At 71.5% G+C, this 22,319-nt stretch carries 20 protein-coding genes; 16 read left to right on the top strand and 4 right to left on the bottom strand.

Annotated features, from left to right (window positions below):
- Positions 1-8 precede the first annotated feature (8 nt).
- Positions 9-629: a potassium channel family protein gene (locus tag ACIPPM_RS27830; RefSeq protein WP_401453101.1), complete on the bottom strand. Its 621-nt coding sequence runs from the start codon at positions 627-629 to the stop codon at positions 9-11.
- A gap of 106 nt (positions 630-735) precedes the next feature.
- Here ACIPPM_RS27830 and ACIPPM_RS27825 point away from each other — a divergent pair, with 106 nt between their 5' ends.
- Positions 736-1,296, top strand: a complete 561-nt coding sequence (locus tag ACIPPM_RS27825; protein ID WP_389004662.1) for an HIT family protein — start codon at positions 736-738, stop codon at positions 1,294-1,296.
- 7 nt (positions 1,297-1,303) lie between these two features.
- On the opposite strand, the gene ACIPPM_RS27820 is transcribed toward ACIPPM_RS27825, so the two are convergent.
- Positions 1,304-2,947 carry a hypothetical protein gene (locus ACIPPM_RS27820; RefSeq protein ID WP_401452705.1) on the bottom strand — a complete coding sequence of 548 codons (1,644 nt, stop codon included), beginning with the start codon at positions 2,945-2,947 and terminating at the stop codon, positions 1,304-1,306.
- Between the two features lie 197 nt (positions 2,948-3,144).
- Complete coding sequence (locus tag ACIPPM_RS27815) at positions 3,145-5,343, bottom strand: elongation factor G-like protein EF-G2 (RefSeq protein WP_401452703.1); 2,199 nt, start codon at positions 5,341-5,343, stop codon at positions 3,145-3,147.
- A 268-nt stretch (positions 5,344-5,611) separates the two neighbouring features.
- Here ACIPPM_RS27815 and pgsA point away from each other — a divergent pair, with 268 nt between their 5' ends.
- The 15 genes from pgsA to ACIPPM_RS27740 all read left to right on the top strand — a co-directional run bounded on the left by pgsA (position 5,612) and on the right by ACIPPM_RS27740 (position 20,865).
- Entirely contained in the window at positions 5,612-6,280 is a 669-nt protein-coding gene (gene pgsA, locus ACIPPM_RS27810; protein ID WP_401452701.1) for a phosphatidylinositol phosphate synthase, read from the top strand.
- Positions 6,277-7,185: a phosphatidylinositol mannoside acyltransferase gene (locus tag ACIPPM_RS27805; RefSeq protein ID WP_401452699.1), complete on the top strand. Its 909-nt coding sequence runs from the start codon at positions 6,277-6,279 to the stop codon at positions 7,183-7,185. Before pgsA ends, ACIPPM_RS27805 begins: the two co-directional genes overlap by 4 nt.
- Entirely contained in the window at positions 7,182-8,390 is a 1,209-nt protein-coding gene (locus ACIPPM_RS27800; protein WP_401452697.1) for a glycosyltransferase family 4 protein, read from the top strand. The genes ACIPPM_RS27805 and ACIPPM_RS27800 overlap by 4 nt, the downstream gene beginning before the upstream one ends.
- Positions 8,387-8,929 (top strand): hypothetical protein, encoded by a 543-nt coding sequence (locus tag ACIPPM_RS27795; RefSeq protein WP_164188002.1) that lies wholly within the window; start codon positions 8,387-8,389, stop codon positions 8,927-8,929. Before ACIPPM_RS27800 ends, ACIPPM_RS27795 begins: the two co-directional genes overlap by 4 nt.
- Positions 8,930-9,069: 140 nt before the next feature.
- Positions 9,070-9,975, top strand: coding sequence for a pyridoxal 5'-phosphate synthase lyase subunit PdxS (gene pdxS, locus ACIPPM_RS27790; RefSeq protein ID WP_356429871.1), 906 nt, complete (start codon positions 9,070-9,072; stop codon positions 9,973-9,975).
- A gap of 12 nt (positions 9,976-9,987) precedes the next feature.
- Positions 9,988-10,584 (top strand): pyridoxal 5'-phosphate synthase glutaminase subunit PdxT, encoded by a 597-nt coding sequence (pdxT, locus tag ACIPPM_RS27785; RefSeq protein ID WP_401452694.1) that lies wholly within the window; start codon positions 9,988-9,990, stop codon positions 10,582-10,584.
- An 89-nt stretch (positions 10,585-10,673) separates the two neighbouring features.
- Positions 10,674-11,426: a YebC/PmpR family DNA-binding transcriptional regulator gene (locus ACIPPM_RS27780; RefSeq protein ID WP_389004656.1), complete on the top strand. Its 753-nt coding sequence runs from the start codon at positions 10,674-10,676 to the stop codon at positions 11,424-11,426.
- A 140-nt stretch (positions 11,427-11,566) separates the two neighbouring features.
- Complete coding sequence (ruvC, locus tag ACIPPM_RS27775) at positions 11,567-12,118, top strand: crossover junction endodeoxyribonuclease RuvC (protein ID WP_401453099.1); 552 nt, start codon at positions 11,567-11,569, stop codon at positions 12,116-12,118.
- Positions 12,115-12,720, top strand: a complete 606-nt coding sequence (ruvA, locus tag ACIPPM_RS27770) for a Holliday junction branch migration protein RuvA (protein WP_401452692.1) — start codon at positions 12,115-12,117, stop codon at positions 12,718-12,720. The genes ruvC and ruvA overlap by 4 nt, the downstream gene beginning before the upstream one ends.
- Before the next feature lie 28 nt (positions 12,721-12,748).
- A complete protein-coding gene (gene ruvB / locus ACIPPM_RS27765) occupies positions 12,749-13,819 on the top strand; it encodes a Holliday junction branch migration DNA helicase RuvB (RefSeq protein ID WP_401452690.1) in 1,071 nt (356 codons plus the stop codon).
- A 163-nt stretch (positions 13,820-13,982) separates the two neighbouring features.
- A complete protein-coding gene (gene yajC / locus ACIPPM_RS27760) occupies positions 13,983-14,519 on the top strand; it encodes a preprotein translocase subunit YajC (RefSeq protein WP_401452688.1) in 537 nt (178 codons plus the stop codon).
- Positions 14,520-14,675: 156 nt separating this feature from the next.
- Complete coding sequence (gene secD / locus ACIPPM_RS27755) at positions 14,676-16,457, top strand: protein translocase subunit SecD (RefSeq protein ID WP_401452686.1); 1,782 nt, start codon at positions 14,676-14,678, stop codon at positions 16,455-16,457.
- A gap of 3 nt (positions 16,458-16,460) precedes the next feature.
- A complete protein-coding gene (gene secF, locus ACIPPM_RS27750; protein WP_393596508.1) occupies positions 16,461-17,570 on the top strand; it encodes a protein translocase subunit SecF in 1,110 nt (369 codons plus the stop codon).
- Positions 17,567-18,106 (top strand): adenine phosphoribosyltransferase, encoded by a 540-nt coding sequence (locus tag ACIPPM_RS27745; RefSeq protein WP_401452684.1) that lies wholly within the window; start codon positions 17,567-17,569, stop codon positions 18,104-18,106. Before secF ends, ACIPPM_RS27745 begins: the two co-directional genes overlap by 4 nt.
- A gap of 245 nt (positions 18,107-18,351) precedes the next feature.
- Entirely contained in the window at positions 18,352-20,865 is a 2,514-nt protein-coding gene (locus tag ACIPPM_RS27740) for a RelA/SpoT family protein (protein WP_401452682.1), read from the top strand.
- Positions 20,866-20,930: 65 nt separating this feature from the next.
- Here the strand turns inward: ACIPPM_RS27740 and ACIPPM_RS27735 are convergent, their stop codons facing one another.
- Positions 20,931-22,160: a DUF349 domain-containing protein gene (locus ACIPPM_RS27735; RefSeq protein ID WP_401452680.1), complete on the bottom strand. Its 1,230-nt coding sequence runs from the start codon at positions 22,158-22,160 to the stop codon at positions 20,931-20,933.
- Between the last annotated feature and the right edge of the window lie 159 nt (positions 22,161-22,319).

Genomic DNA, 22,319 nt, shown 5'->3' with positions numbered 1-22,319 from the left:
CCGAGGCGTCACCGCCGCCTCGGGGGTTCGTCGTCCTCCTCCCGCGCGAACACCTGCAGCAGCCACGAGGAGAACGAGCCCGTCACCGCGCCCAGCAGGGCCAGGCCGCCCGCCATCATCGCGGCCGCGATGATCCGGCCGCCCGGGGTGACCGGGACGATGTCGCCGTAGCCTACGGTGGACAGCGTGGAGCAGGCCCACCACACGGCGTCGCCGAAGGTGCGCATGTTCGACGCGGGTGCGTCCCGTTCCTGCTGGTAGACGGCGAGCGCGCCGGTGAAGCCCATCAGCAGGGCGGTGAGCCCGGAGTAGGCGATCACCCGCGCGTACAGGGGGAGCCGGGGCAGACCGCGCCGGTGCTCCATGGACTCGTAGACCCGGACGACCCGCAGCGGGCGCAGCAGGGGCAGCAGCAGGACGAGCGTGTCCAGCCAGTGGGTGCGTACGAAGCGCGGGCCCTCGCCGCTCAGTCTCCAGCGCATCGTGTAGTCCACGGCGAACAGCGCCCAGCAGGCCAGCAGCAGGGCGATCCAGAGGTCGTCCCATGCCGTGCCGGGGCGTGGGGCGAGGACGAGGGCCGCGTACGAACCGAGGAACGTCAGGGACGCCAAGGTGAGCGGCATCTCCATGCGGCGCTCCCAGCGGGTCGTGGTTCTGTCGTGCTGCACCGGCCCAGCTTGGCCGCAGGCACCCTTCCCGTCGCCCCGGCGACACGCCGCGAACGGGCGAAGCCATATGCTGCCTTGCATGACGAGTGAGCCGGAGCAGCAGATCGGAGTGGGGACGCAGGACGCGTTCCAGCGCCTGTGGACGCCCCACCGGATGGCCTACATCCAGGGCGAGAACAAGCCGAGCGGTCCCGGGGCGGACGACGGCTGCCCGTTCTGCTCCATCCCGGCCAAATCGGACGAGGACGGGCTGATCGTGCGCCGGGGTGAGCATGTGTACGCGGTGCTCAACCTCTACCCGTACAACGGTGGGCATCTGATGACGGTGCCCTACCGGCATGTGGCCGACTACACCGATCTGACCGTGCCGGAGACCGCCGAGCTGGCGGAGCTGACCAAGCAGGCGATGACGGCGCTGCGTACGGCGTCCGGGGCGCACGGCTTCAACATCGGCATGAACCAGGGCTCGGTGGCCGGTGCGGGCATCGCGGCCCACCTCCACCAGCACATCGTGCCGCGCTGGGGTGGCGACACGAACTTCATGCCGGTGGTCGGCCAGACCAAGGTGCTGCCCCAACTCCTGGGCGACACCCGCAAGATGCTCGCGGAGGCGTGGCCGGAAGGCTGAACGGCCCTCACGCGTCGTAGAGGTCGGCCTTCCGGGGGGCCGGGTCCTGGACCATGCCGCTGAGGAAGGCGGAGCGGGCGCCGAACTTCTCGGTGTCCACGCCGTTCTCCTTCAGGACCTTGATCGCGGCGGCGTGCACCACCCGGAGGACCGGGGTGGCGGCGCGCAGGGCGTCGTCGGCCATGAAGCGGTGCCGCCAGGGCTGGTCGGCCCAGGCGTGCCGCAGGCCGAAGGGCTCGGGGAGGCCGATGGAGCCGCCGAGCCAGTTCAGGGTGGGCGTGAACCAGGTGAAGGGGGCGCGGACGGCGAGCCGTACGACCTCGTCGGTGGGGACGATGGGGATCTTGACGGTGCGGTTCTCCCACGGCTTGAGGGACTTGGCGACCTCCTTGGTGAGGGCGGCCGGCTTGGCGTGGAAGAGCGGGTTGACCGGGCCGAGGGCGTGGCCGGTGACCTCGATGCGCAGGGTCTCGTGGAGGACGGTCACCGTGATCATCATGGTGAGGACGAGCTGGCCGTCCCACAGGGTCCACTGGACGCCCAGGTAGTGCCGGTCGCCGCTGCCGAACTGCTGCTTGTTGCAGATCTCCTGTATGGCGTGCTGCTTGACCTGGAACGCCTCGACGTCGGTGCCGTCGGGCCGGGAGACCGCGTCGGCCTTCTCGCCGATCGGGGTGACGATCCAGTGCCGTACCGACGGGCGGGGGAAGCCGCCGGTGTTGAGGGGGCCGCGCTCCAGCAGGCTGAGCTGGTCGTGGATGGCGCGTATGACGTCCCAGCTGCGGAAGGGGTGGATCTCGCGCGGGGGGTCGGCGGAGACGAGGTCCTCGGCGAGCTGCCAGGAGCCCCAGCGGGTGCCCATGCCGAGGATGCCCTTGGGTCCGGCGTAGAAGACGGAGTTGGAGCGCTGTTCGGCGCCGAGGCGGGCCAGGGACTGGCGGAGCTGTTCGGCGGCGGTCTCGCCGGGGCTGCGGGGCACGGCCTCGGGGACCTTGGCGCCGACGCTGCTGCCGGAGAGCAGGCCCGCCCAGCGTTCGCGCAGGTCGGCGGCAGTGCGCTCGCAGACGCGGCGGGCCCAGAACCAGCCGAGGACGGGGGCGACGACGGCGGCGCGGGTGTACCAGCCCCAGAAGCCGTGGAAGGGCAGCTTGAGCAGGAAGAGCACGGCGAGGACGCCGACTCCGGCGAGCAGCGCGGTACCGAGTGCTCCGGCCCGTCCCTCACGCTTGGCGAGGAAGGAACGGAGCAGGAAGACCAGGAGCCAGGCGATCAGGCCGGGCAGGAAGATCAGGCCGCAGACGACCATCACCAGGGTCAGCTTGTTGTCGCGTTCGCGGCGGATGTTGTTGGCGGCCAGGCAGTGTTCGACGACGACCTGGGGGTCGGCGCCGAAGGACTGGATCAGGGGCTTGCGGCCCGGTGCGAGCATGCGGTCGGCCACGGCGCGGGAGAAGGCTTCGCCCAGGTTGGGGCGGAACAGCGGGATGCGGCCGGGCTTGACGGTGGACTCGTGCCACTCGTTGTCGGCCTTCTTGATCTCCGCGATCATGTTGTCCCGGTAGGCCGCCGAGGCCAGCGCGAGGGTCGCCGCCTGGCCTTCGTCGCCGGAGACGGGCACCTGAGGCCCGTCCCACTCCGTCCCAACCGACATTCCCGCCCCCATCGCCGCCGTGTCGCTCCTGCGGCCTTCCCGGCTTCCCCGCCGCGCACACCTGTCGAACCGGACATCGTCGCGATGTCCCGTGGCCACGGCGCCGGTTCGGCCGGGCCGTGCCCCCGTGGCCAGGGTATCGGCAGCCGTCCCCCGTGCGTCGGTGGACGGCCGAAGCCGCCCGCCGGCGCCGGGAGTTACGGGGTGTCCCCGTCCTGTTCCCGCAGTCGTTCGGCGACTTGGGGCGGCATCGGTTCGTGGCGGGCGTAGGCGCGGCTGAAGGTGGCCGTGCCGTGCGAGAGGGAGCGCAGGTCGATGGCGTAGCGGCCGATCTCGAACTCGGGTACCTCGGCGCGGATCAGGGTGCGTCCGGCGCCGGTCTGTTCGGTGCCGAGGACGCGGCCGCGTCTGCTGGAGAGGTCGCTCATGACGGCGCCGACGTAGTCGTCGGGGATCAGGACGCTGACCTCGGCGACGGGTTCCAGCAGGTGGATGCGGGTCTCGGCGGCGGCCTCGCGCAGGGCGAGGGCGCCCGCGGTCTGGAAGGCGGCGTCGGAGGAGTCCACGGAGTGCGACTTGCCGTCGAGCAGGGTGACGCGAACGTCGACCAGGGGGTGCCCGGCGGCGATGCCCTTGGCGGCCTGGGCGCGGACGCCCTTCTCGACGGAGGGGATGAACTGGCGGGGTACGGCGCCGCCGACGACCTTGTCGACGAACTCGATGCCGGAGCCGCCGGGCAGCGGTTCGACCTCGATCTCGCAGATGGCGTACTGGCCGTGGCCGCCGGACTGCTTGACGTGCCGCCCGCGTCCGGCCGCCCTGCCCGCGAAGGTCTCGCGGAGCGGCACCTTGTGCGGGACGACGTCGACCTGGACGCCGTAGCGGCTGCGGAGGCGTTCCAGGGCGACGTCGGCGTGGGCCTCGCCGAGGCACCACAGGACGACCTGGTGGGTGTCCTGGTTCTGTTCGAGCCGCATGGTCGGGTCCTCGGCGACGAGCCGGGACAGGCCGAGGGAGAGTTTGTCCTCGTCGGGCTTGCTGTGGGCCTGGATGGCGAGGGGGAGCAGCGGGTCGGGCATCCGCCAGGGCTCCATGAGCAGCGGGTCGTCCTTGGCGGAGAGGGTGTCGCCGGTCTCGGCGCGGCCGAGCTTGGCGACGCAGACCAGGTCGCCCGCGACGGCCTGCTCGACGGGGCGCTGCTGTTTGCCGAAGGCCATGGAGAGGGCGCCGGCCTTCTCGTCGACGTCGTGGTCCTCGTGGCCCCGGTCGGCGAGGCCGTGTCCGGAGACGTGGACGGTGTCGTCGGGGCGCAGGGTGCCGGAGAAGACGCGGACCAGGGAGATCCGGCCGACGTAGGGGTCGGAGGACGTCTTGACGACCTCGGCGACGAGGGGGCCCTCGGGGTCGCAGGGGGTGAGGGGGCGGGGGGTGCCGTCCAGGTCGGTGACGTCGGGCATGGGGTGCTCGAAGGGGGTGGGGAACCCGCGGGTGATCAGTTCCAGGAGTTCCACGGTGCCGAGGCCCTGGCGGGCGTCCTCGGTGGCGGGCGCGGCGGCGAGGACGGGGTGGAAGGTGCCGCGGGCGACGGCGCGTTCGAGGTCCTCGATGAGGGTCTTGACGTCGACCTGTTCGCCGCCGAGGTAGCGGTCCATGAGGGTCTCGTCCTCGCTCTCGGCGATGATCCCCTCGATCAGCCGGTTACGGGCCTCCTCCAGGCCGGGGAGCTGGTCCTCGCCGGGTTCGGACTCCTTGCGCTCGCCGGGGGAGTAGTCGAAGAGCTTCTGCGAGAGCAGGCCGACCAGGCCGGTCACCGGGGCGTGGCCGTCGGGTCCGGCGGGGCCGCGCAGCGGGAGGTAGAGGGGGAGCACGGCGTCGGGGTCGTCGGCGCCGAACGCCTCGGCGCAGGCCCGGGTCATCTCCTCGAAGTCGGCGCGCGCCGATTCCAGGTGGGTGACCACGAGGGCGCGGGGCATGCCGACGGCCTGGCACTCCTCCCAGACCATCCGGGTCGCGCCGTCGACGCCGTCGGAGGCGGAGACGACGAAGAGGGCCGCGTCCGCCGCGCGCAGACCGGCCCTCAGCTCACCGACGAAGTCGGCGTATCCGGGGGTGTCGAGGAGGTTGATCTTGATGCCGTCCCATTCGACGGGGACCAGCGAGAGCTGTACGGAGCGGTGCTGGCGGTGCTCGATGTCGTCGTGGTCGGAGACCGTGCCGCCGTCCTCGACGCGGCCCGCCCGGTTCACCGCCCCCGCGGTCAGCGCGAGGGCCTCGACCAGGGTGGTCTTGCCCGATCCGGAGGGGCCGACCAGCACCACGTTCCGTACGGACGCGGGGTGGTCGGCCGTCATTGCCCTGCCGGCGGCTCCGGGGTGTGTGTGAGTCTTGTCGCCCATGATCCTGCCTCCCGTGCACGGTGAGGTCATCGGGGACGCGAACGCGGCGGCGGCCCGCACGGTTGCGGCGGCTCCGGCGGCGCCCGCGGTCCTTCGAGCTTTCCACTCCCGTCATGCCGCGTCCATACGACGGACCCCGGCGGGCCCTCGGAGGTCACGGATCGTGCCGTCGCCGAGGGTGCGCGCCCCCGTGCGCGGGCGCGCGTGGCTACGATGGGCCAGCCGACGGCCACCACGGGCCACGGCGACACCGACCGTCGGGAAGGCCATGCTGAACAAGTACGCGCGTGCATTCTTCACGCGTGTCCTCACGCCGTTCGCCGCGTTTCTCATCCGGCGGGGGGTGAGCCCCGACGCGGTGACGCTCATCGGCACCGCCGGTGTGGTCGCGGGTGCGCTGGTCTTCTACCCCCGGGGAGAGTTCTTCTGGGGCACGATCGTGATCACGCTGTTCGTCTTCTCCGACCTGGTCGACGGGAACATGGCCCGGCAGCTGGGCCGCTCCAGCCGCTGGGGCGCCTTCCTGGACTCGACCCTGGACCGGGTCGCGGACAGCGCGATCTTCGGCGGCTTCGCCCTCTGGTACGCGGGCGGCGGCAACGACAACGTGCTGTGCGCGGTCTCCATCTTCTGTCTGGCCAGCGGCCAGGTGGTGTCGTACACCAAGGCGCGCGGCGAGTCGATCGGGCTGCCAGTGGCGGTCAACGGGCTGGTGGAGCGGGCCGAGCGGCTGGTGATCTCGCTGGTCGCGGCCGGTTTCGCGGGTCTGCACAAGTTCGGTGTGCCGGGCATCCAGTACCTGCTGCCCATCGCCCTGTGGATCGTCGCCGTCGGCAGCCTCGTCACGCTGGTGCAGCGGGTCGTCACCGTGCGCCGGGAGTCCGCCGAGGCGGAGGAGGCGGCCCGGCTCGGCGCCGGGAGCGAGGCGGCCCAGTGAGCGCCGCCGAACGCCTCACCGACGGGCTGTACGGGCTCGGCTGGAGCACCGTCAAGAAGCTCCCCGAACCGGCCGCCGCCAAGCTGGGCCGGACCGTCGCCGACATCGCCTGGAAGCGGCGCGGCAAGGGGGTCCAGCGGCTGGAGGCCAACTACGCGCGCGTGGTGCCGGACGCCTCCCCGGAGCGGCTCGCCGAGCTGTCCCGCGCGGGCATGCGCTCCTACCTGCGGTACTGGATGGAGTCGTTCCGGCTGCCCGCCTGGAGCGCGGAGCGGGTACGTACCGGCTTCGACCCCAAGGGCGCCCACTACCTGACGGACGGCCTGGCCAAGGGCAAGGGCGTGATACTTGCGCTGCCGCACCTGGCCAACTGGGACCTGGCCGGCGCCTGGGTCACCACCAGCCTCGGCATCCCCTTCACCACCGTCGCCGAGCGCCTGAAGCCCGAGACGCTGTACGACCGCTTCGTCGCCTACCGCGAGGGCCTCGGCATGGAGGTGCTGGCGCACAGCGGGGGTTCCGCGTTCGGCACCCTGGCCCGGCGGCTGCGGGACGGCGGCCTGGTCTGCCTGGTCGCGGACCGGGACCTGTCGGCCAGCGGCGTCGAGGTCGACTTCTTCGGCGAGCGCGCCCGGATGCCCGCGGGCCCGGCCCTCCTCGCCCAGCAGACCGGCGCCCAGCTGCTCCCGGTCACCCTCTGGTACGACGAGTCGCCGGTGATGCAGGGCCGGGTGCACCCCCCGGTCGAGGTGCCCGGGACGGGTACGCGGACCGAGAAGACGGCCGTGATGACCCAGGCGCTGGCCGACGCCTTCGCCACCGGGATCGCCGAGCACCCGGAGGACTGGCACATGCTCCAGCGGCTGTGGCTCGCCGACCTCGACCCGGCGAAGGGACCCGCGTGAGAATCGGGATCGTCTGCCCGTACTCCTGGGACGTGCCCGGTGGCGTCCAGTTCCACATCCGGGACCTCGCCGAGTACTTCATCCGCCTCGGCCACGAGGTCTCCGTGCTCGCCCCGGCCGACGACGACACCCCGCTGCCGCCCTACGTGGTCTCGGCGGGGCGCGCGGTGCCGGTGCCGTACAACGGGTCGGTGGCCCGGCTGAACTTCGGGTTCCTGTCGGCGGCGCGGGTGCGGCGGTGGCTGCACGACGGCGCGTTCGACGTGGTGCACATCCACGAACCGACCTCGCCCTCGCTCGGCCTGCTCACCTGCTGGGCGGCGCAGGGACCCATCGTGGCCACCTTCCACACCTCCAACCCGCGCTCCCGCGCGATGATCGCCGCCTACTCGATCCTCCAGGCCGCGCTGGAGAAGATCAGCGCCCGGATCGCGGTCAGCGAGTACGCCCGCCGCACCCTGGTCGAGCACCTGGGCGGGGACGCGGTGGTGATCCCCAACGGGGTCGACGTGGACTTCTTCGCCGGTGCCGAGCCCAAGGCGGAGTGGCAGGGCGGCACCATCGGCTTCATAGGGCGCATCGACGAGCCCCGCAAGGGCCTGCCGGTGCTGATGCGCGCCCTGCCGAAGATCGTCGCCGCCCACCCGGAGACCCGGCTGCTGATCGCGGGCCGGGGCGACGAGGAGGCGGCCGTCGCGGAACTGCCCGAGGAACTGCGCTCCCACGTGGAGTTCCTCGGCATGATCAGCGACGAGGACAAGGCCCGCTTCCTGCGCAGCGTCGACCTGTACGTGGCGCCCAACACCGGCGGCGAGAGCTTCGGCATCATCCTGGTCGAGGCCATGTCGGCGGGCGCCCCCGTCCTCGCATCCGACCTGGACGCCTTCGTCCAGGTCCTGGACCAGGGGCAGGCGGGCGAGGTCTTCGCGGGCGAGGACGCCGACGCGCTCGCCGGGAAGGCCGTGGCCCTGCTCGCGGACCCCGCGCGCCGGGCGGAGCTGCGCGAGCGCGGCAGCGCCCATGTGCGCCGCTTCGACTGGTCCACGGTCGGCGCGGACATCCTCTCGGTGTACGAGACGGTCACCACCGGCACCGCCGCGGTCGCCACCGACGAGCGGCCGGGCCTGTGGTCCAGGTTCGGCCTGGCCCGTGAGCGGGACGCGGAGGCGAGTGCCCCGCCCTCCAGCGATAACCTTCGCGCGTGATCCCCACCCTCATCTGGATTCTCGTCGCGCTGCTGGCGATCGGCGTCTACCTGAGCTGGACCGCCGGACGGCTGGACCGGCTGCACGTCCGCATGGACGCCGCCCGCGCCGCCCTGGACGCGCAGTTGCTGCGCCGGGCGTCCGTCGCGCAGGAACTCGCCACCGCCGGCGTCCTGGACCCGGCCGCCTCGATCGTGCTCTACGAGGCCGCGCACGCCGCCCGGCAGGCCGAGGAGGAGCAGCGCGAGGTCGCGGAGAGCGAGCTGAGCCAGGCGCTACGGGCCGTGTTCGAGGACGCCCGGCAGGTGGAGGGCGTACGGGCCGCGCCCGGTGGTGAGGACGCGGCGCACGAACTGGCCGAGGCGGTGCGCCGGGTGCCGATGGCCCGCCGCTTCCACAACGACGCCGTCGGCGCGGCCCGCAGGCTGCGCGAGCACCGCAAGGTCCGCTGGTTCCGGCTGGCCGGGCACGCGCCGTTCCCGCTGGCCTTCGAGATGGACGACGAACCGCCCGCCGCGCTGGTCGAGCGGGTCGCCTGAGCGGAGTCCCACGGGGGTCCCACGGGGGCACGCCGGGACAAAATGATCCACCGGCTTCCCATTGGCCCTTGATGTGGCCTGGTCCGGTCGCGTTTCCTCGGCGGTGCAGAAACCGTCTTTACCCACCAGTGAGGTCACGCGTGTCCATCATCGACAACCAGGGTCCCGAGACCGGCACCGCCCGTGTGAAGCGCGGCATGGCCGAGCAGCTCAAGGGCGGCGTCATCATGGACGTGGTCAACGCCGAGCAGGCGAAGATCGCCGAGGACGCCGGTGCCGTGGCCGTCATGGCCCTGGAGCGGGTCCCGGCCGACATCCGCAAGGACGGCGGCGTGGCCCGGATGTCCGACCCGGACATGATCGAGGGCATCATCGAGGCCGTCTCGATCCCGGTCATGGCCAAGTCCCGCATCGGCCACTTCGTCGAGGCCCAGGTCCTCCAGTCCCTCGGCGTCGACTACATCGACGAGTCCGAGGTGCTCACCCCGGCCGACGAGGTCAACCACTCCGACAAGTGGGCGTTCACCACCCCCTTCGTCTGCGGTGCCACCAACCTGGGCGAGGCCCTGCGCCGCATCGCCGAGGGCGCCGCGATGATCCGCTCCAAGGGCGAGGCGGGCACCGGCAACGTCGTCGAGGCCGTGCGCCACCTGCGCCAGATCAAGGGCGAGATCGCCAAGCTGCGCGGCTGCGACCACAACGAGCTGTTCGCCGCCGCCAAGGAGCTGCGCGCCCCGTACGAGCTGGTCAAGGAGGTCGCCGAGCTGGGCAAGCTCCCCGTCGTCCTGTTCTCCGCCGGCGGCGTCGCCACCCCGGCCGACGCCGCCCTGATGCGCCAGCTCGGCGCCGAGGGCGTCTTCGTCGGCTCCGGCATCTTCAAGTCCGGCGACCCGGCCAAGCGCGCCGCCGCCATCGTGAAGGCCACCACCTTCTACGACGACCCGAAGATCGTCGCCGACGCCTCCCGCAACCTGGGCGAGGCCATGGTCGGCATCAACTGCGACACCCTCCCCGAGACCGAGCGCTACGCCAACCGCGGCTGGTAGGACCTCCACACCATGAGCACCCCCGTCATCGGCGTCCTGGCCCTCCAGGGCGACGTACGGGAGCATCTGATCGCCCTGGCCGCGGCCGACGCCGTGGCCAGGCCGGTCAGGCGCCCCGAAGAACTCGCCGAGGTCGACGCCCTCGTCCTCCCCGGCGGCGAATCCACCACCATCTCCAAACTGGCCGTCCTCTTCGGCCTGATGGAGCCCCTGCGCGCCCGCGTGCGCGAAGGGATGCCCGTCTACGGCACCTGCGCCGGGCTGATCCTGCTCGCCGACAAGATCCTCGACCCGCGCTCGGGCCAGGAGACCATCGGCGGCATCGACATGATCGTCCGCCGCAACGCCTTCGGCCGCCAGAACGAGTCCTTCGAGGCGGCGGTCGACGTCAAGGGCGTCGAGGGCGCTCCCGTGGAGGGCGTCTTCATCCGGGCCCCCTGGGTCGAGTCCGTGGGCGCGGCCGCCGAGGTGCTCGCCGAGCACGACGGCCACATCGTCGCGGTCCGCCAGGGCGCCGTGCTCGCCACCTCGTTCCACCCGGAGCTGACCGGCGACCACCGGATGCACGGGCTCTTCGTCGACATGGTCCGCGCGAACCGGACGCCGTAGTCCTTGTAGGATCTGCGGCGGTACCCCTCAGGCTCTCCCAGCGCCCGGGGAGTCCGTATCGGATCGGGTTACGCGAAGGAGACAGGCAGATGTCCGGCCACTCTAAATGGGCTACGACGAAGCACAAGAAGGCCGTGATCGACGCCAAGCGCGGCAAGCTCTTCGCGAAGCTCATCAAGAACATCGAGGTCGCGGCCCGCATGGGCGGCGTCGACATCGAGGGCAACCCGACGCTGTACGACGCCATCCAGAAGGCGAAGAAGCAGTCGGTCCCCAACAAGAACATCGACTCCGCGGTCAAGCGCGGCGGCGGCCTGGAGGCCGGCGGCGCCGACTACGAGACGATCATGTACGAGGGTTACGGCCCCAACGGTGTCGCGGTGCTCATCGAGTGCCTCACCGACAACCGCAACCGCGCCGCCTCCGACGTCCGCGTCGCCATGACCCGCAACGGCGGCAACATGGCCGACCCCGGCTCGGTGTCGTACCTGTTCCACCGCAAGGGCGTCATCATCGTCCCCAAGGGCGAGCTGACCGAGGACGACGTGCTCGGCGCCGTCCTGGACGCCGGTGCCGAGGAGGTCAACGACCTCGGTGAGTCCTTCGAGGTGCTCAGCGAGGCCACCGACCTGGTCGCGGTCCGCACCGCCCTCCAGGACGCGGGCATCGACTACGACTCCGCCGACTCCAACTTCGTCCCGACCATGCAGGTCGAGCTGGACGAGGACGGCGCCAAGAAGATCTTCAAGCTGATCGACGCCCTCGAGGACAGCGACGACGTCCAGAACGTCTTCGCCAACTTCGACGTCAGCGACGAGGTCATGGAGAAGGTGGACGCGTAACGCCGCCGCGGGCTTCGCCGTGCGTACGGGCCGACGGGTTCTCCCGTCGGCCCGTCGCGTTGCCGGGGCCCGGTTGCGGGGCGTTGTCGGTGGCACCCGATAGCCTGCACAAACAAATGATCGAGCCCAGGGGGCGACAGGTGCGGGTACTCGGGGTGGACCCCGGACTGACGCGGTGCGGGGTCGGGGTGGTCGACGGGGTCGCGGGGCGGCCGCTCACCATGGTCGGCGTCGGGGTGGTCCGTACGCCTGCCGACGCCGAGCTGAGCCACCGGCTGCTCGCCGTGGAGCAGGGCCTCGAACAGTGGCTGGACGAGCACAAGCCCGAGTTCGTCGCCGTGGAGCGGGTCTTCAGCCAGCACAACGTCAGCACCGTCATGGGAACCGCCCAGGCCAGCGCCGTCGCCATGCTGTGCGCCGCCCGGCGCGGCATCCCGGTCGCCCTGCACACGCCCAGCGAGGTCAAGGCCGCCGTCACCGGCACCGGCCGCGCCGACAAGGCCCAGGTCGGCGCCATGGTCACCCGGCTGCTCCGGCTCAGCGCGCCCCCCAAGCCCGCCGACGCCGCCGACGCCCTCGCCCTCGCCATCTGCCACATCTGGCGCGCCCCCGCGCAGAACCGGCTCCAGCAGGCGGTCGCCCAGCACACAGCCGCGCGCACACCTCGAGCAACGAAAGGCCGAACGGCATGATCGCCTTCGTCAGCGGCACCGTCGCCGCCCTCGCCCCCGACTCGGCGGTCGTCGCGGTCGGCGGGGTCGGCATGTCCGTCCAGTGCACGCCCGACACCCTGGCGAAGCTCCGCGTCGGCCAGGACGCCCGGCTGCACACCTCCCTCGTCGTCCGTGAGGACTCCCTCACCCTGTACGGCTTCGCCGACGACGACGAGCGCCAGGTCTTCGAGCTGCTCCAGACCGCCAGCGGCGTCGGCCCCCGCCTCGCCCAGGCCATGCTGGCCACCCACCGCCCGGACACGCTGCGCCGCGCCGTCGCCACCGCCGACGAGAAGGCCCTCACCGCCGTGCCCGGCATCGGCAAGAAGGGCGCGCAGAAGCTGCTGCTGGAACTGAAGGACCGGCTCGGCGCCCCCATCGGCGCCCCGGCTGTCGGCGCCCCGGTGAGCCAGGGCTGGCGCGACCAGCTGCACGCGGCCCTCATCGGCCTGGGCTACGCCACCCGCGAGGCCGACGAGGCCGTGTCCGCGGTGGCCCCCCAGGCGGAGGCGGCGGGCGGCACCCCCCAGGTCGGCCAGCTGCTCAAGGCCGCCCTCCAGACCCTGAACCGCGCCCGCTGACCGCGCGCCACCGCTAGGAGCACCTGAAGTGAACTGGGACGACACGACGGACGGCGCCGCCGCGGACCGGCTGGTGGACACCGCCGCCGACCGGGAGGACCAGGCCGTCGAAGCCGCCCTGCGCCCCAAGGACCTCGGCGAGTTCATCGGCCAGGAGAAGGTCCGCGAACAGCTCGACCTCGTGCTGCGCGCCGCCCGCGCGCGCGGCGCCACCGCCGACCACGTGCTGCTCTCCGGCGCGCCCGGCCTCGGCAAGACCACCCTGTCGATGATCATCGCGGCCGAGATGGGCGCCCCCATCCGCATCACCTCCGGCCCCGCCATCCAGCACGCCGGTGACCTCGCCGCGATCCTCTCCTCCCTCCAGGAGGGCGAGGTCCTCTTCCTGGACGAGATCCACCGCATGTCCCGGCCCGCCGAGGAGATGCTGTACATGGCGATGGAGGACTTCCGGGTCGACGTCATCGTCGGCAAGGGCCCCGGCGCCACCGCCATCCCGCTGGAGCTGCCCCCGTTCACCCTGGTCGGCGCCACCACCCGCGCGGGCCTGCTGCCGCCCCCGCTGCGCGACCGCTTCGGCTTCACCGCGCACATGGAGTTCTACGAGCCGCGCGAGCTGCAGCGCGTCGTGCACCGCTCGGCCGCCCTGCTGGACGTGGAGATCGACCCGTCCGGCGCCGCCGAGATCGCCGGCCGCTCCCGCGGCACGCCCCGGATCGCCAACCGGCTGCTGCGCCGGGTGCGGGACTACGCCCAGGTCAAGGCGGACGGCCTGATCACCGAGGACATCGCGGCCGCCGCCCTCGCCATCTACGAGGTGGACGCGCGCGGCCTCGACCGGCTCGACCGGGGCGTGCTGGAGGCGCTGCTGAAACTGTTCGGCGGCGGCCCGGTCGGCCTGTCGACACTGGCCGTCGCGGTGGGGGAGGAGCGTGAGACGGTGGAGGAGGTCGCCGAACCGTTCCTGGTGCGCGAGGGCCTGCTCGCCCGAACCCCGCGCGGGCGCGTCGCCACCCCGGCGGCCTGGGCGCACCTGGGCCTCACCCCGCCGCAGGCGCGGGCCACGGGAAACGGACAACAGGACCTGTTCGGGGCGTGAGACCGGCGCATTGGCCCCAGGAGGAACCCTGGTGCCATGCTGAGCGTTGTTCCATGCACGCGGACTCGCTTAGACTCCGCCGATGCCGCCCTTGCGGGCGACGGCGACCAGCCCCCTCCAACAGGCCGCTCACCGCGCGGTCACGCGAAGGAAATTCCGTCTCGTGAATGTCTATACTCTTCTCCCCTTCATCGTGCTCATCGGGCTCATGTTCGTGATGACGCGCTCGGCCAAGAAGAAGCAGCAGCAGGCCGCCAACATGCGGAACGAGATGCAGCCCGGTTCGGGCGTCCGCACGATCGGGGGAATGTACGCGACGGTCAAGGAGGTCACGGAGGACACCGTCCTCCTGGACGCCGGGCCGGGCGTCGAGCTGATCTTCGCGAAGAACGCGATCGGCGCCGTCCTCTCCGACGAGGAGTACAACCGCATCATCCACGGCGTCGAGCACGACCTGAAGTCGGACTCCGAGATCGTCCCGGACGACGCCTCCTCCCTCGCCGACACCGACGCCGAGCACAAGGCCGTCGACTTCGGCAAGAAGGACGCGGACGTCGCCCCGGCCGAGGACAAGACCCTCGCCGAGAAGGCCGAGACCGTCGAGCCCGTCACCAAGGACGACACCGTCGTGAACAAGGCGGACGCGGCCGAGCAGGCCGAGACGCCGAAGAAGACCGACGGCGACACCGACGCGAAGTAGTCACGTCTCCGGGGCGTCCCGGCGCCCCTCACCGGGCGCACGGCACGCCCCGGACGGCTCTGTTTCCCGCACGGTTCCCCGCACGGGAACCCGACACCATGTCATGGCCACCGGCGCCCACGGCGCACCGGGCGGCCCGAGAGGGAGTACGAGAAGGTGGCAGCACCTAAGAAGGGCCGGGGCGCGAGTGCCCAGAGCAAGCCAGTGCGCTCGCTGGTCCTCATCCTGATCGCCATCGTGGCGATGACCGGCGGCATGTTCGCCGCCGGGCACACCACCCCGCGTCTCGGCATCGACCTTGCCGGCGGTACGAGCATCACGCTCAAGGCGAAGGCCGACCAGGGGTCGGCGATCAACAAGGCCAACATGGACACCGCGGTCGACATCATGAACCGCCGTGTCAACGGCCTTGGTGTCTCCGAGGCCGAGGTGCAGACCCAGGGCGACGACCACATCATCGTCAACATCCCCAAGGGCACCAACTCCAAGGAGGCCCAGCAGCAGGTCGGCACCACCGCCAAGCTGTACTTCCGCCCGGTCCTGGCCAGCGAGCCCAGCGGCGGCGCGACCCCCAAGCCGTCGCCGAGCACCTCCTCCGGCGCCAGCGGCTCCCCGAGCCCGGCCGCCAGCCCCTCCGGCGACCAGAAGGCGACCTCGCCCTCCGGCGCGGCCTCGCCGAACGCCTCGGCCACCTCGCAGGGCCGCGCCGTCAGCGACGCGCTGAAGGCCGACGCCACCCCGTCGCCCACCGGCTCCCCGAGCGCCAAGTCCTCCGGCGCCCCGACCAGCCCGTCCCCGGCGCCCAGCGCCGACGCGGCCACCGCGAAGCTCCAGGCCCAGTACGCGGCCCTGGACTGCGCCAAGCCCGCCGAACGCGCCAAGGTCGGCCAGGCCGGCAAGCCCGGTGAGCCCACCGTGGCCTGCGGCGAGATCGACAAGGTCTGGTACAAGTACGTCCTCGGCCCCGCCGCCGTGGACGGCACCGAGGTGAAGAAGGCCCAGGCGGTCTTCGACACCCAGGGCGCCTCCGGCTGGCAGGTGCAGATGAACTTCACCTCCTCCGGCGCCAAGAAGTTCGCCGACATCACCGGCGAGCTGGCCAAGAACCAGCAGCCGCAGAACGAGTTCGGCATCGTCCTCGACGGCGAGGTCGTCTCCAGCCCGTACGTGCAGCAGGCCATCACCGGCGGCCAGGCCGAGATCTCCGGCCGGTTCACGCAGGAGGAGGCCCAGAGCCTCTCCAACATGCTGTCCTACGGCGCGCTCCCGCTGTCCTTCCAGCAGGAGACCGTCACCACCGTCACCGCCGCGCTCGGCGGCGAGCAGCTCAAGGCCGGTCTCCTCGCGGGCGCCATCGGCCTCGTCCTGGTCGCGATCTACCTGATCGCCTACTACCGCGGTCTGTCGCTCGTGGCCATGGCCTCCCTGCTGGTCTCCGCGATCCTCACCTACGTGATCATGTCGCTGCTCGGCCCGGCCATCGGCTTCGCGCTGAACCTGCCCGCCGTCTGCGGTGCCATCGTCGCCATCGGTATCACCGCGGACTCGTTCATCGTGTACTTCGAACGCATCCGGGACGAGATCCGCGAGGGCCGTTCGCTGCGCCCCGCCGTCGAGCGGGCCTGGCCGCGCGCCCGGCGCACCATCCTGGTCTCCGACTTCGTCTCGCTCCTGTCCGCCGTGGTGCTCTTCATCGTCACCGTCGGCAAGGTCCAGGGCTTCGCGTTCACGCTCGGCCTGACCACCGTCCTCGACGTCGTGGTGGTCTTCTTCTTCACCAAGCCGCTCATGACCCTGCTCGCCCGCCGCAAGTTCTTCGCGGACGGCCACAAGTGGTCCGGGCTCGACCCGCAGAGCCTGGGTGCCAAGCCGCCGCTGCGCCGCACCCGCCGTCCCTCCGGTCCCTCCGCGGGCCCCGTCGACCCCAAGGGGGCGTGAGCGATGTCGAAACTCGGTAACCTCGGCGCGCGGCTGCACCGCGGTGAGGTCAGCTACGACTTCATCGGCAAGCGCAAGATCTGGTACGGCGTCTCCATCCTGATCACCATCACGGCCATCCTCGGCCTGGCGGTGCGCGGCCTGAACATGGGCATCGACTTCCAGGGCGGCGCGGTCTTCACCACCCCGACCAAGATGAGCGCCTCGGTCGCCCAGGTCGAGGAGTACGCCCACGACGCCTCCGGCCACGAGGCCGTGGTGCAGAAGCTCGGCAACGGCAGCCTGCGCATCCAGATCGCCGGTATCGACACCGGTAAGTCGGACCAGATCAAGGAGACCCTCGCCAAGGACCTCAAGATCGACCCCGAGCGCCTCAACGCCGACCTGGTCGGCCCGAGCTGGGGCGAGCAGATCGCCAACAAGGCGTGGCAGGGCCTGGCGATCTTCATGGTGCTCGTGGTGATCTACCTGGCGATCGCCTTCGAATGGCGCATGGCCATCGCGGCCCTCGTCGCCCTGATCCACGACATCACCATCACCGTCGGCATCTACGCCCTCGTCGGCTTCGAGGTCACGCCCGGCACGGTGATCGGTCTGCTGACCATCCTCGGTTACTCGCTCTACGACACGGTCGTCGTCTTCGACAGCCTCAAGGAGCAGACCAAGGGCATCACCAAGCAGACCCGCTTCACCTACAGCGACATCGCCAACCACTCGATCAACAGCACCCTGGTGCGCTCCATCAACACCACGGTGGTCGCACTGCTCCCGGTGGCGGGCCTGCTGTTCATCGGCGGCGGTTTCCTCGGAGCGGGCACCCTCAACGACATCTCCCTGTCGCTGTTCGTCGGCCTCGCGGCCGGCGCGTACTCCTCGATCTTCATCGCCACGCCGCTCGTCGCCGACCTCAAGGAGCGCGAGCCCGCGATGAAGGCCCTCCGGAAGCGGGTCCTGGCCAAGCGTGCCCAGGCCGCGGCCGGAGAGGCACAGGGGGAGTCCCGGTCCGCCGCCGGAGAACCGTCCGACGACGCGTCGCCCGCCGTGGTGGGCCCGCGCGACCAGTCCGCGACCCGCAACCGGGGCCGCGGCCGACCCTCTGGAAAGCGCCGATGACCTCCATCCAGGAGCTGCTGCTCAGCCGTATCCGCGACGTGGCCGACCACCCGGAGCCGGGCGTGATGTTCAAGGACATCACCCCGCTCCTGGCCGACCCCGCCGCGTTCACGGCCCTCACCGACACCCTGGCCGAGCTGGCCACGAGCACCGGGGCGACCAAGATCGTCGGCCTGGAGGCGCGGGGCTTCATCCTGGGCGCGCCGGTCGCCGTCCGCGCGGGCCTCGGCTTCATCCCCGTCCGCAAGGCGGGCAAGCTCCCCGGAGCGACCCTGCGCCAGGCGTACGACCTGGAGTACGGCTCGGCCGAGATCGAGGTGCACGCCGAGGACCTGTCCGACGGTGACCGCGTCTTCATCGTCGACGACGTGCTCGCCACCGGCGGCACCGCCGAGGCCGCGATCAAGCTGATCGAGCGCGCGGGCGCGCGGGTCTGCGGCGTCGCCGTCCTCATGGAGCTGGGCTTCCTCGAAGGCCGCGCCCGCCTGGAGCCCGCCCTGAACGGCGCGCCCCTGGAGGCGCTGCTCCAGGTCTGACCCAGTTCCGACCGTCCGAGCGGACCGTGAGCGGCCGCGAGCGCACCCACCGGGTCTACCCCGGCCCGCGCTCGCGGCCGCTCCGCGTTCCGGGGCCGGGCCCCGAGGAATCCCCCACCCGCCCCACGTGTTCCACTGGTGGACCGCTCTTCCGTCAGGCTGAAGGCGATGGTGAGGCGCGGGATCGCTACCATGGGGTTTCCGGAGCCTGACCGGGGGACCCGGACCGCGCACTAGGAGTCCTCTTGCCAGACGAGGCCCAGCCACTGACCGCCGCCAAGCCGGAGCCCGCTCCGGCGCCCGCGGTGAAGCCCGCGTCGCACGCGTCCGACGCGAAGAACGACGCGCGCGGCTCGGTCGAGCACGCCCAGTCCGCGCCGGTGGAGAAGAGCGCCGACACCGTGCGCCCCAAGCCCGCCCCCGTGCGCCCGGCGGCAGGTCAGACCGCGCCCCGCTCCGGCTCCTCCAACCGCGTCCGCGCCCGTCTGGCCCGGCTCGGCGTGCAGCGCGCCAACCCGTACAACCCGGTGCTGGAGCCGCTGCTGCGGATAGTGCGCAGCAACGACCCCAAGATCGAGAACGCGACGCTCCGCCAGATCGAGAGCGCCTACCAGGTCGCCGAGCGCTGGCACCGCGGCCAGAAGCGCAAGAGCGGCGACCCGTACATCACGCACCCGCTCGCCGTCACCACCATCCTCGCCGAGCTGGGCATGGACCCGGCGACCCTGATGGCCGGGCTGCTGCACGACACCGTCGAGGACACCGAGTACGGCCTGGACGACCTGCGCCGGGACTTCGGCGACGTGGTCGCGCTGCTCGTGGACGGCGTCACCAAGCTGGACAAGGTCAAGTTCGGCGAGGCCGCGCAGGCCGAGACCGTGCGCAAGATGGTCGTCGCCATGGCCAAGGACCCCCGCGTCCTGGTCATCAAGCTCGCCGACCGCCTGCACAACATGCGCACCATGCGCTACCTCAAGCGCGAGAAGCAGGAGAAGAAGGCGCGCGAGACCCTGGAGATCTACGCGCCGCTCGCCCACCGCCTGGGCATGAACACCATCAAGTGGGAACTGGAGGACCTGGCCTTCGCCATCCTCTACCCCAAGATGTACGACGAGATCGTGCGGCTGGTGGCCGAGCGCGCCCCCAAGCGTGACGAGTACCTGGCCATAGTCACCGACGAGGTCCAGGCCGACCTGCGCGCCGCCCGCATCAAGGCGACCGTCACCGGCCGCCCCAAGCACTACTACAGCGTCTACCAGAAGATGATCGTCCGCGGCCGTGACTTCGCGGAGATCTACGACCTGGTCGGCATCCGCGTCCTGGTGGAGACCGTCCGGGACTGCTACGCGGCCCTCGGCACGATCCACGCGCGATGGAACCCGGTCCCCGGCCGGTTCAAGGACTACATCGCGATGCCGAAGTTCAACATGTACCAGTCGCTGCACACGACGGTCATCGGACCCAACGGCAAGCCGGTCGAGCTGCAGATCCGCACCTTCGACATGCACCGCCGCGCCGAGTACGGCATCGCCGCGCACTGGAAGTACAAGCAGGAGGCCGTCGCCGGTGCCTCCAAGGTGCGCACCGACGCGCCGAAGTCGTCCGGCAAGGGCAAGGACGACCACCTCAACGACATGGCGTGGCTGCGCCAGCTGCTGGACTGGCAGAAGGAGACCGAGGACCCCGGCGAGTTCCTGGAGTCCCTGCGCTTCGACCTGTCCCGCAACGAGGTCTTCGTCTTCACGCCCAAGGGCGACGTGATAGCGCTCCCGGCCGGGGCCACCCCGGTCGACTTCGCCTACGCGGTGCACACCGAGGTCGGCCACCGGACCATAGGGGCACGCGTCAACGGACGCCTGGTCCCGCTGGAGTCCACCCTGGACAACGGCGACCTGGTGGAGGTCTTCACCTCCAAGGCGCCCGGCGCCGGGCCGTCCCGCGACTGGCTGGGCTTCGTCAAGTCGCCCCGCGCCCGCAACAAGATCCGCGCCTGGTTCTCCAAGGAGCGCCGCGACGAGGCGATCGAACAGGGCAAGGACGCGATCGTCCGGGCGATGCGCAAGCAGAACCTGCCGATCCAGCGCATCCTGACCGGCGACTCCCTGGTCACCCTCGCGCACGAGATGCGCTACTCCGACATCTCCGCGCTGTACGCGGCGATCGGCGAGGGCCATGTCTCCGCGCAGAACATCGTGCAGAAGCTGGTCCAGGCACTCGGCGGCGAGGAGGCGGCCACCGAGGAGATCGAGGAGCCGGTCCCGCCGACCCGCCGCAGCCGCAAGCGCCGCTCCAGCTCCGACCCCGGTGTCGTGGTCAAGGGCGTCGACGACGTGTGGGTGAAGCTGGCCCGCTGCTGCACCCCGGTACCCGGCGACCCGATCATCGGCTTCGTCACCCGGGGCAGCGGCGTCTCGGTGCACCGCAGCGACTGCGTCAACGTGGAGTCCCTGTCGCGGGAGCCCGAGCGCATCCTCGACGTCGAGTGGGCACCCACCCAGTCCTCGGTCTTCCTGGTCGCCATCCAGGTCGAGGCGCTGGACCGCTCCCGGCTGCTCTCGGACGTCACCCGCGTCCTGTCCGACCAGCACGTCAACATCCTGTCCGCGGCCGTGCAGACCTCCCGCGACCGGGTCGCCACCTCCCGCTTCACCTTCGAGATGGGCGACCCCAAGCACCTCGGCCACGTCCTGAAGGCCGTACGCGGCGTGGAGGGCGTCTACGACGTCTACCGCGTCACCTCGGCCCGCAACCGCGGCTAGCGACGCATACGCCGAGGGCCCCGTACGCGGTGTACGGGGCCCTCGGCGTATGCGGTGGGGGAAGTTCAGCCCCCGAACTCCTCCAGGCCCTTCAGCGCCTGGTCCAGCAGCGCCTGGCGGCCCTCCAGCTCACGCTCCAGCTTGTCGGCGCGGGAGTTGTTGCCCTGGGCGCGCGCCTGCTCGACCTGGCCGCGGAGCTTGTCCACGGCGGCCTGCAGCTGACCGGTCAGCCCCGCGGCACGCGCACGCGCCTCCGGGTTGGTCCGGCGCCACTCGGTCTCCTCGGCCTCCTGGATCGCCCGCTCGACGGCGTGCATCCGGCCCTCGACCTTGCCCCGCGCGTCCCGCGGCACATGACCGACGGCCTCCCACCGCTCGTTGACCGAACGGAAGGCGGCACGCGCGGACTTGAGGTCCCGGACCGGAAGGATCTGCTCGGCCTCGTCGGCCAGCGCCTCCTTCAGCTTCAGGTTCTCGCCCTGCTCCGCGTCCCGCTCGGCGAACACCGAGCTGCGCGCGGCGAAGAACACGTCCTGCGCGCCCCGGAAGCGGTTCCACAGGTCGTCCTCGTTCTCACGCTGGGCGCGGCCCGCGGCCTTCCAGTCCGCCATCAGCTCGCGGTACCGGGCCGCCGTGGTGCCCCAGTCCGTCGAACCGGACAGCGCCTCCGCCTCCGCGACCAGCCGCTCCTTGACGCGCCGGGCGTCCTCGCGCTGCGAGTCCAGCTGCGCGAAGTGCGCCTTGCGGCGCTTGGAGAACGCCGACCGGGCGTGCGAGAAGCGGTGCCACAGCTCGTCGTCGGACTTGCGGTCCAGCCGGGGCAGCCCCTTCCAGATGTCCACCAGGGCCCGCAGCCGCTCACCGGCCACCCGCCACTGGTCGGACGCCGCCAGCTGCTCCGCCTCCGCGACCAGCTCCTCCTTGGCCTTGCGGGCCTCGTCGGACTGCTTGGCGCGCTGCGCCTTGCGCTCCTCGCGGCGCGACTCGACCTTCTGGACGAGCTTGTCCAGGCGGGTCCGCAGCGCCTCCAGGTCGCCCACCGCGTGGTGCGCGTCGACCTGTTCGCGGATGTGACCGATCGCGGTCTGGGCGTCCTTCGCGGACAGATCGGTGGTCTGTACACGCTTTTCGAGGAGGCCGATCTCGACCACCAGGCCCTCGTACTTGCGCTCGAAGTAGGCAAGCGCCTCCTCGGGGGAGCCTGCCGCCCACGATCCGACGACCTGCTCGCCCTCGGCCGTACGCACGTACACGGTCCCCGTCTCGTCGACGCGGCCCCACGGGTCGCTGCTCACAGCGCCTCCTCCACATGATGCCTGCGGGAAGCCTCCCGGCCCCCTGGCATCGTCCACAGTTTCGTCATCGCCAACATAGGCGACCGGCAAGGTGCCTGTCCGCATCCGGCGGCAGCCAATTCCGCAGGCGACCGGCCCGCGAGCACGGACCGGAACGCC

Source organism: Streptomyces sp. NPDC090119 (assembly GCF_044747085.1).
Classification (GTDB): Bacteria; Actinomycetota; Actinomycetes; order Streptomycetales; family Streptomycetaceae; genus Streptomyces.
This window is presented reverse-complemented; position numbering and strand designations above follow the sequence as displayed.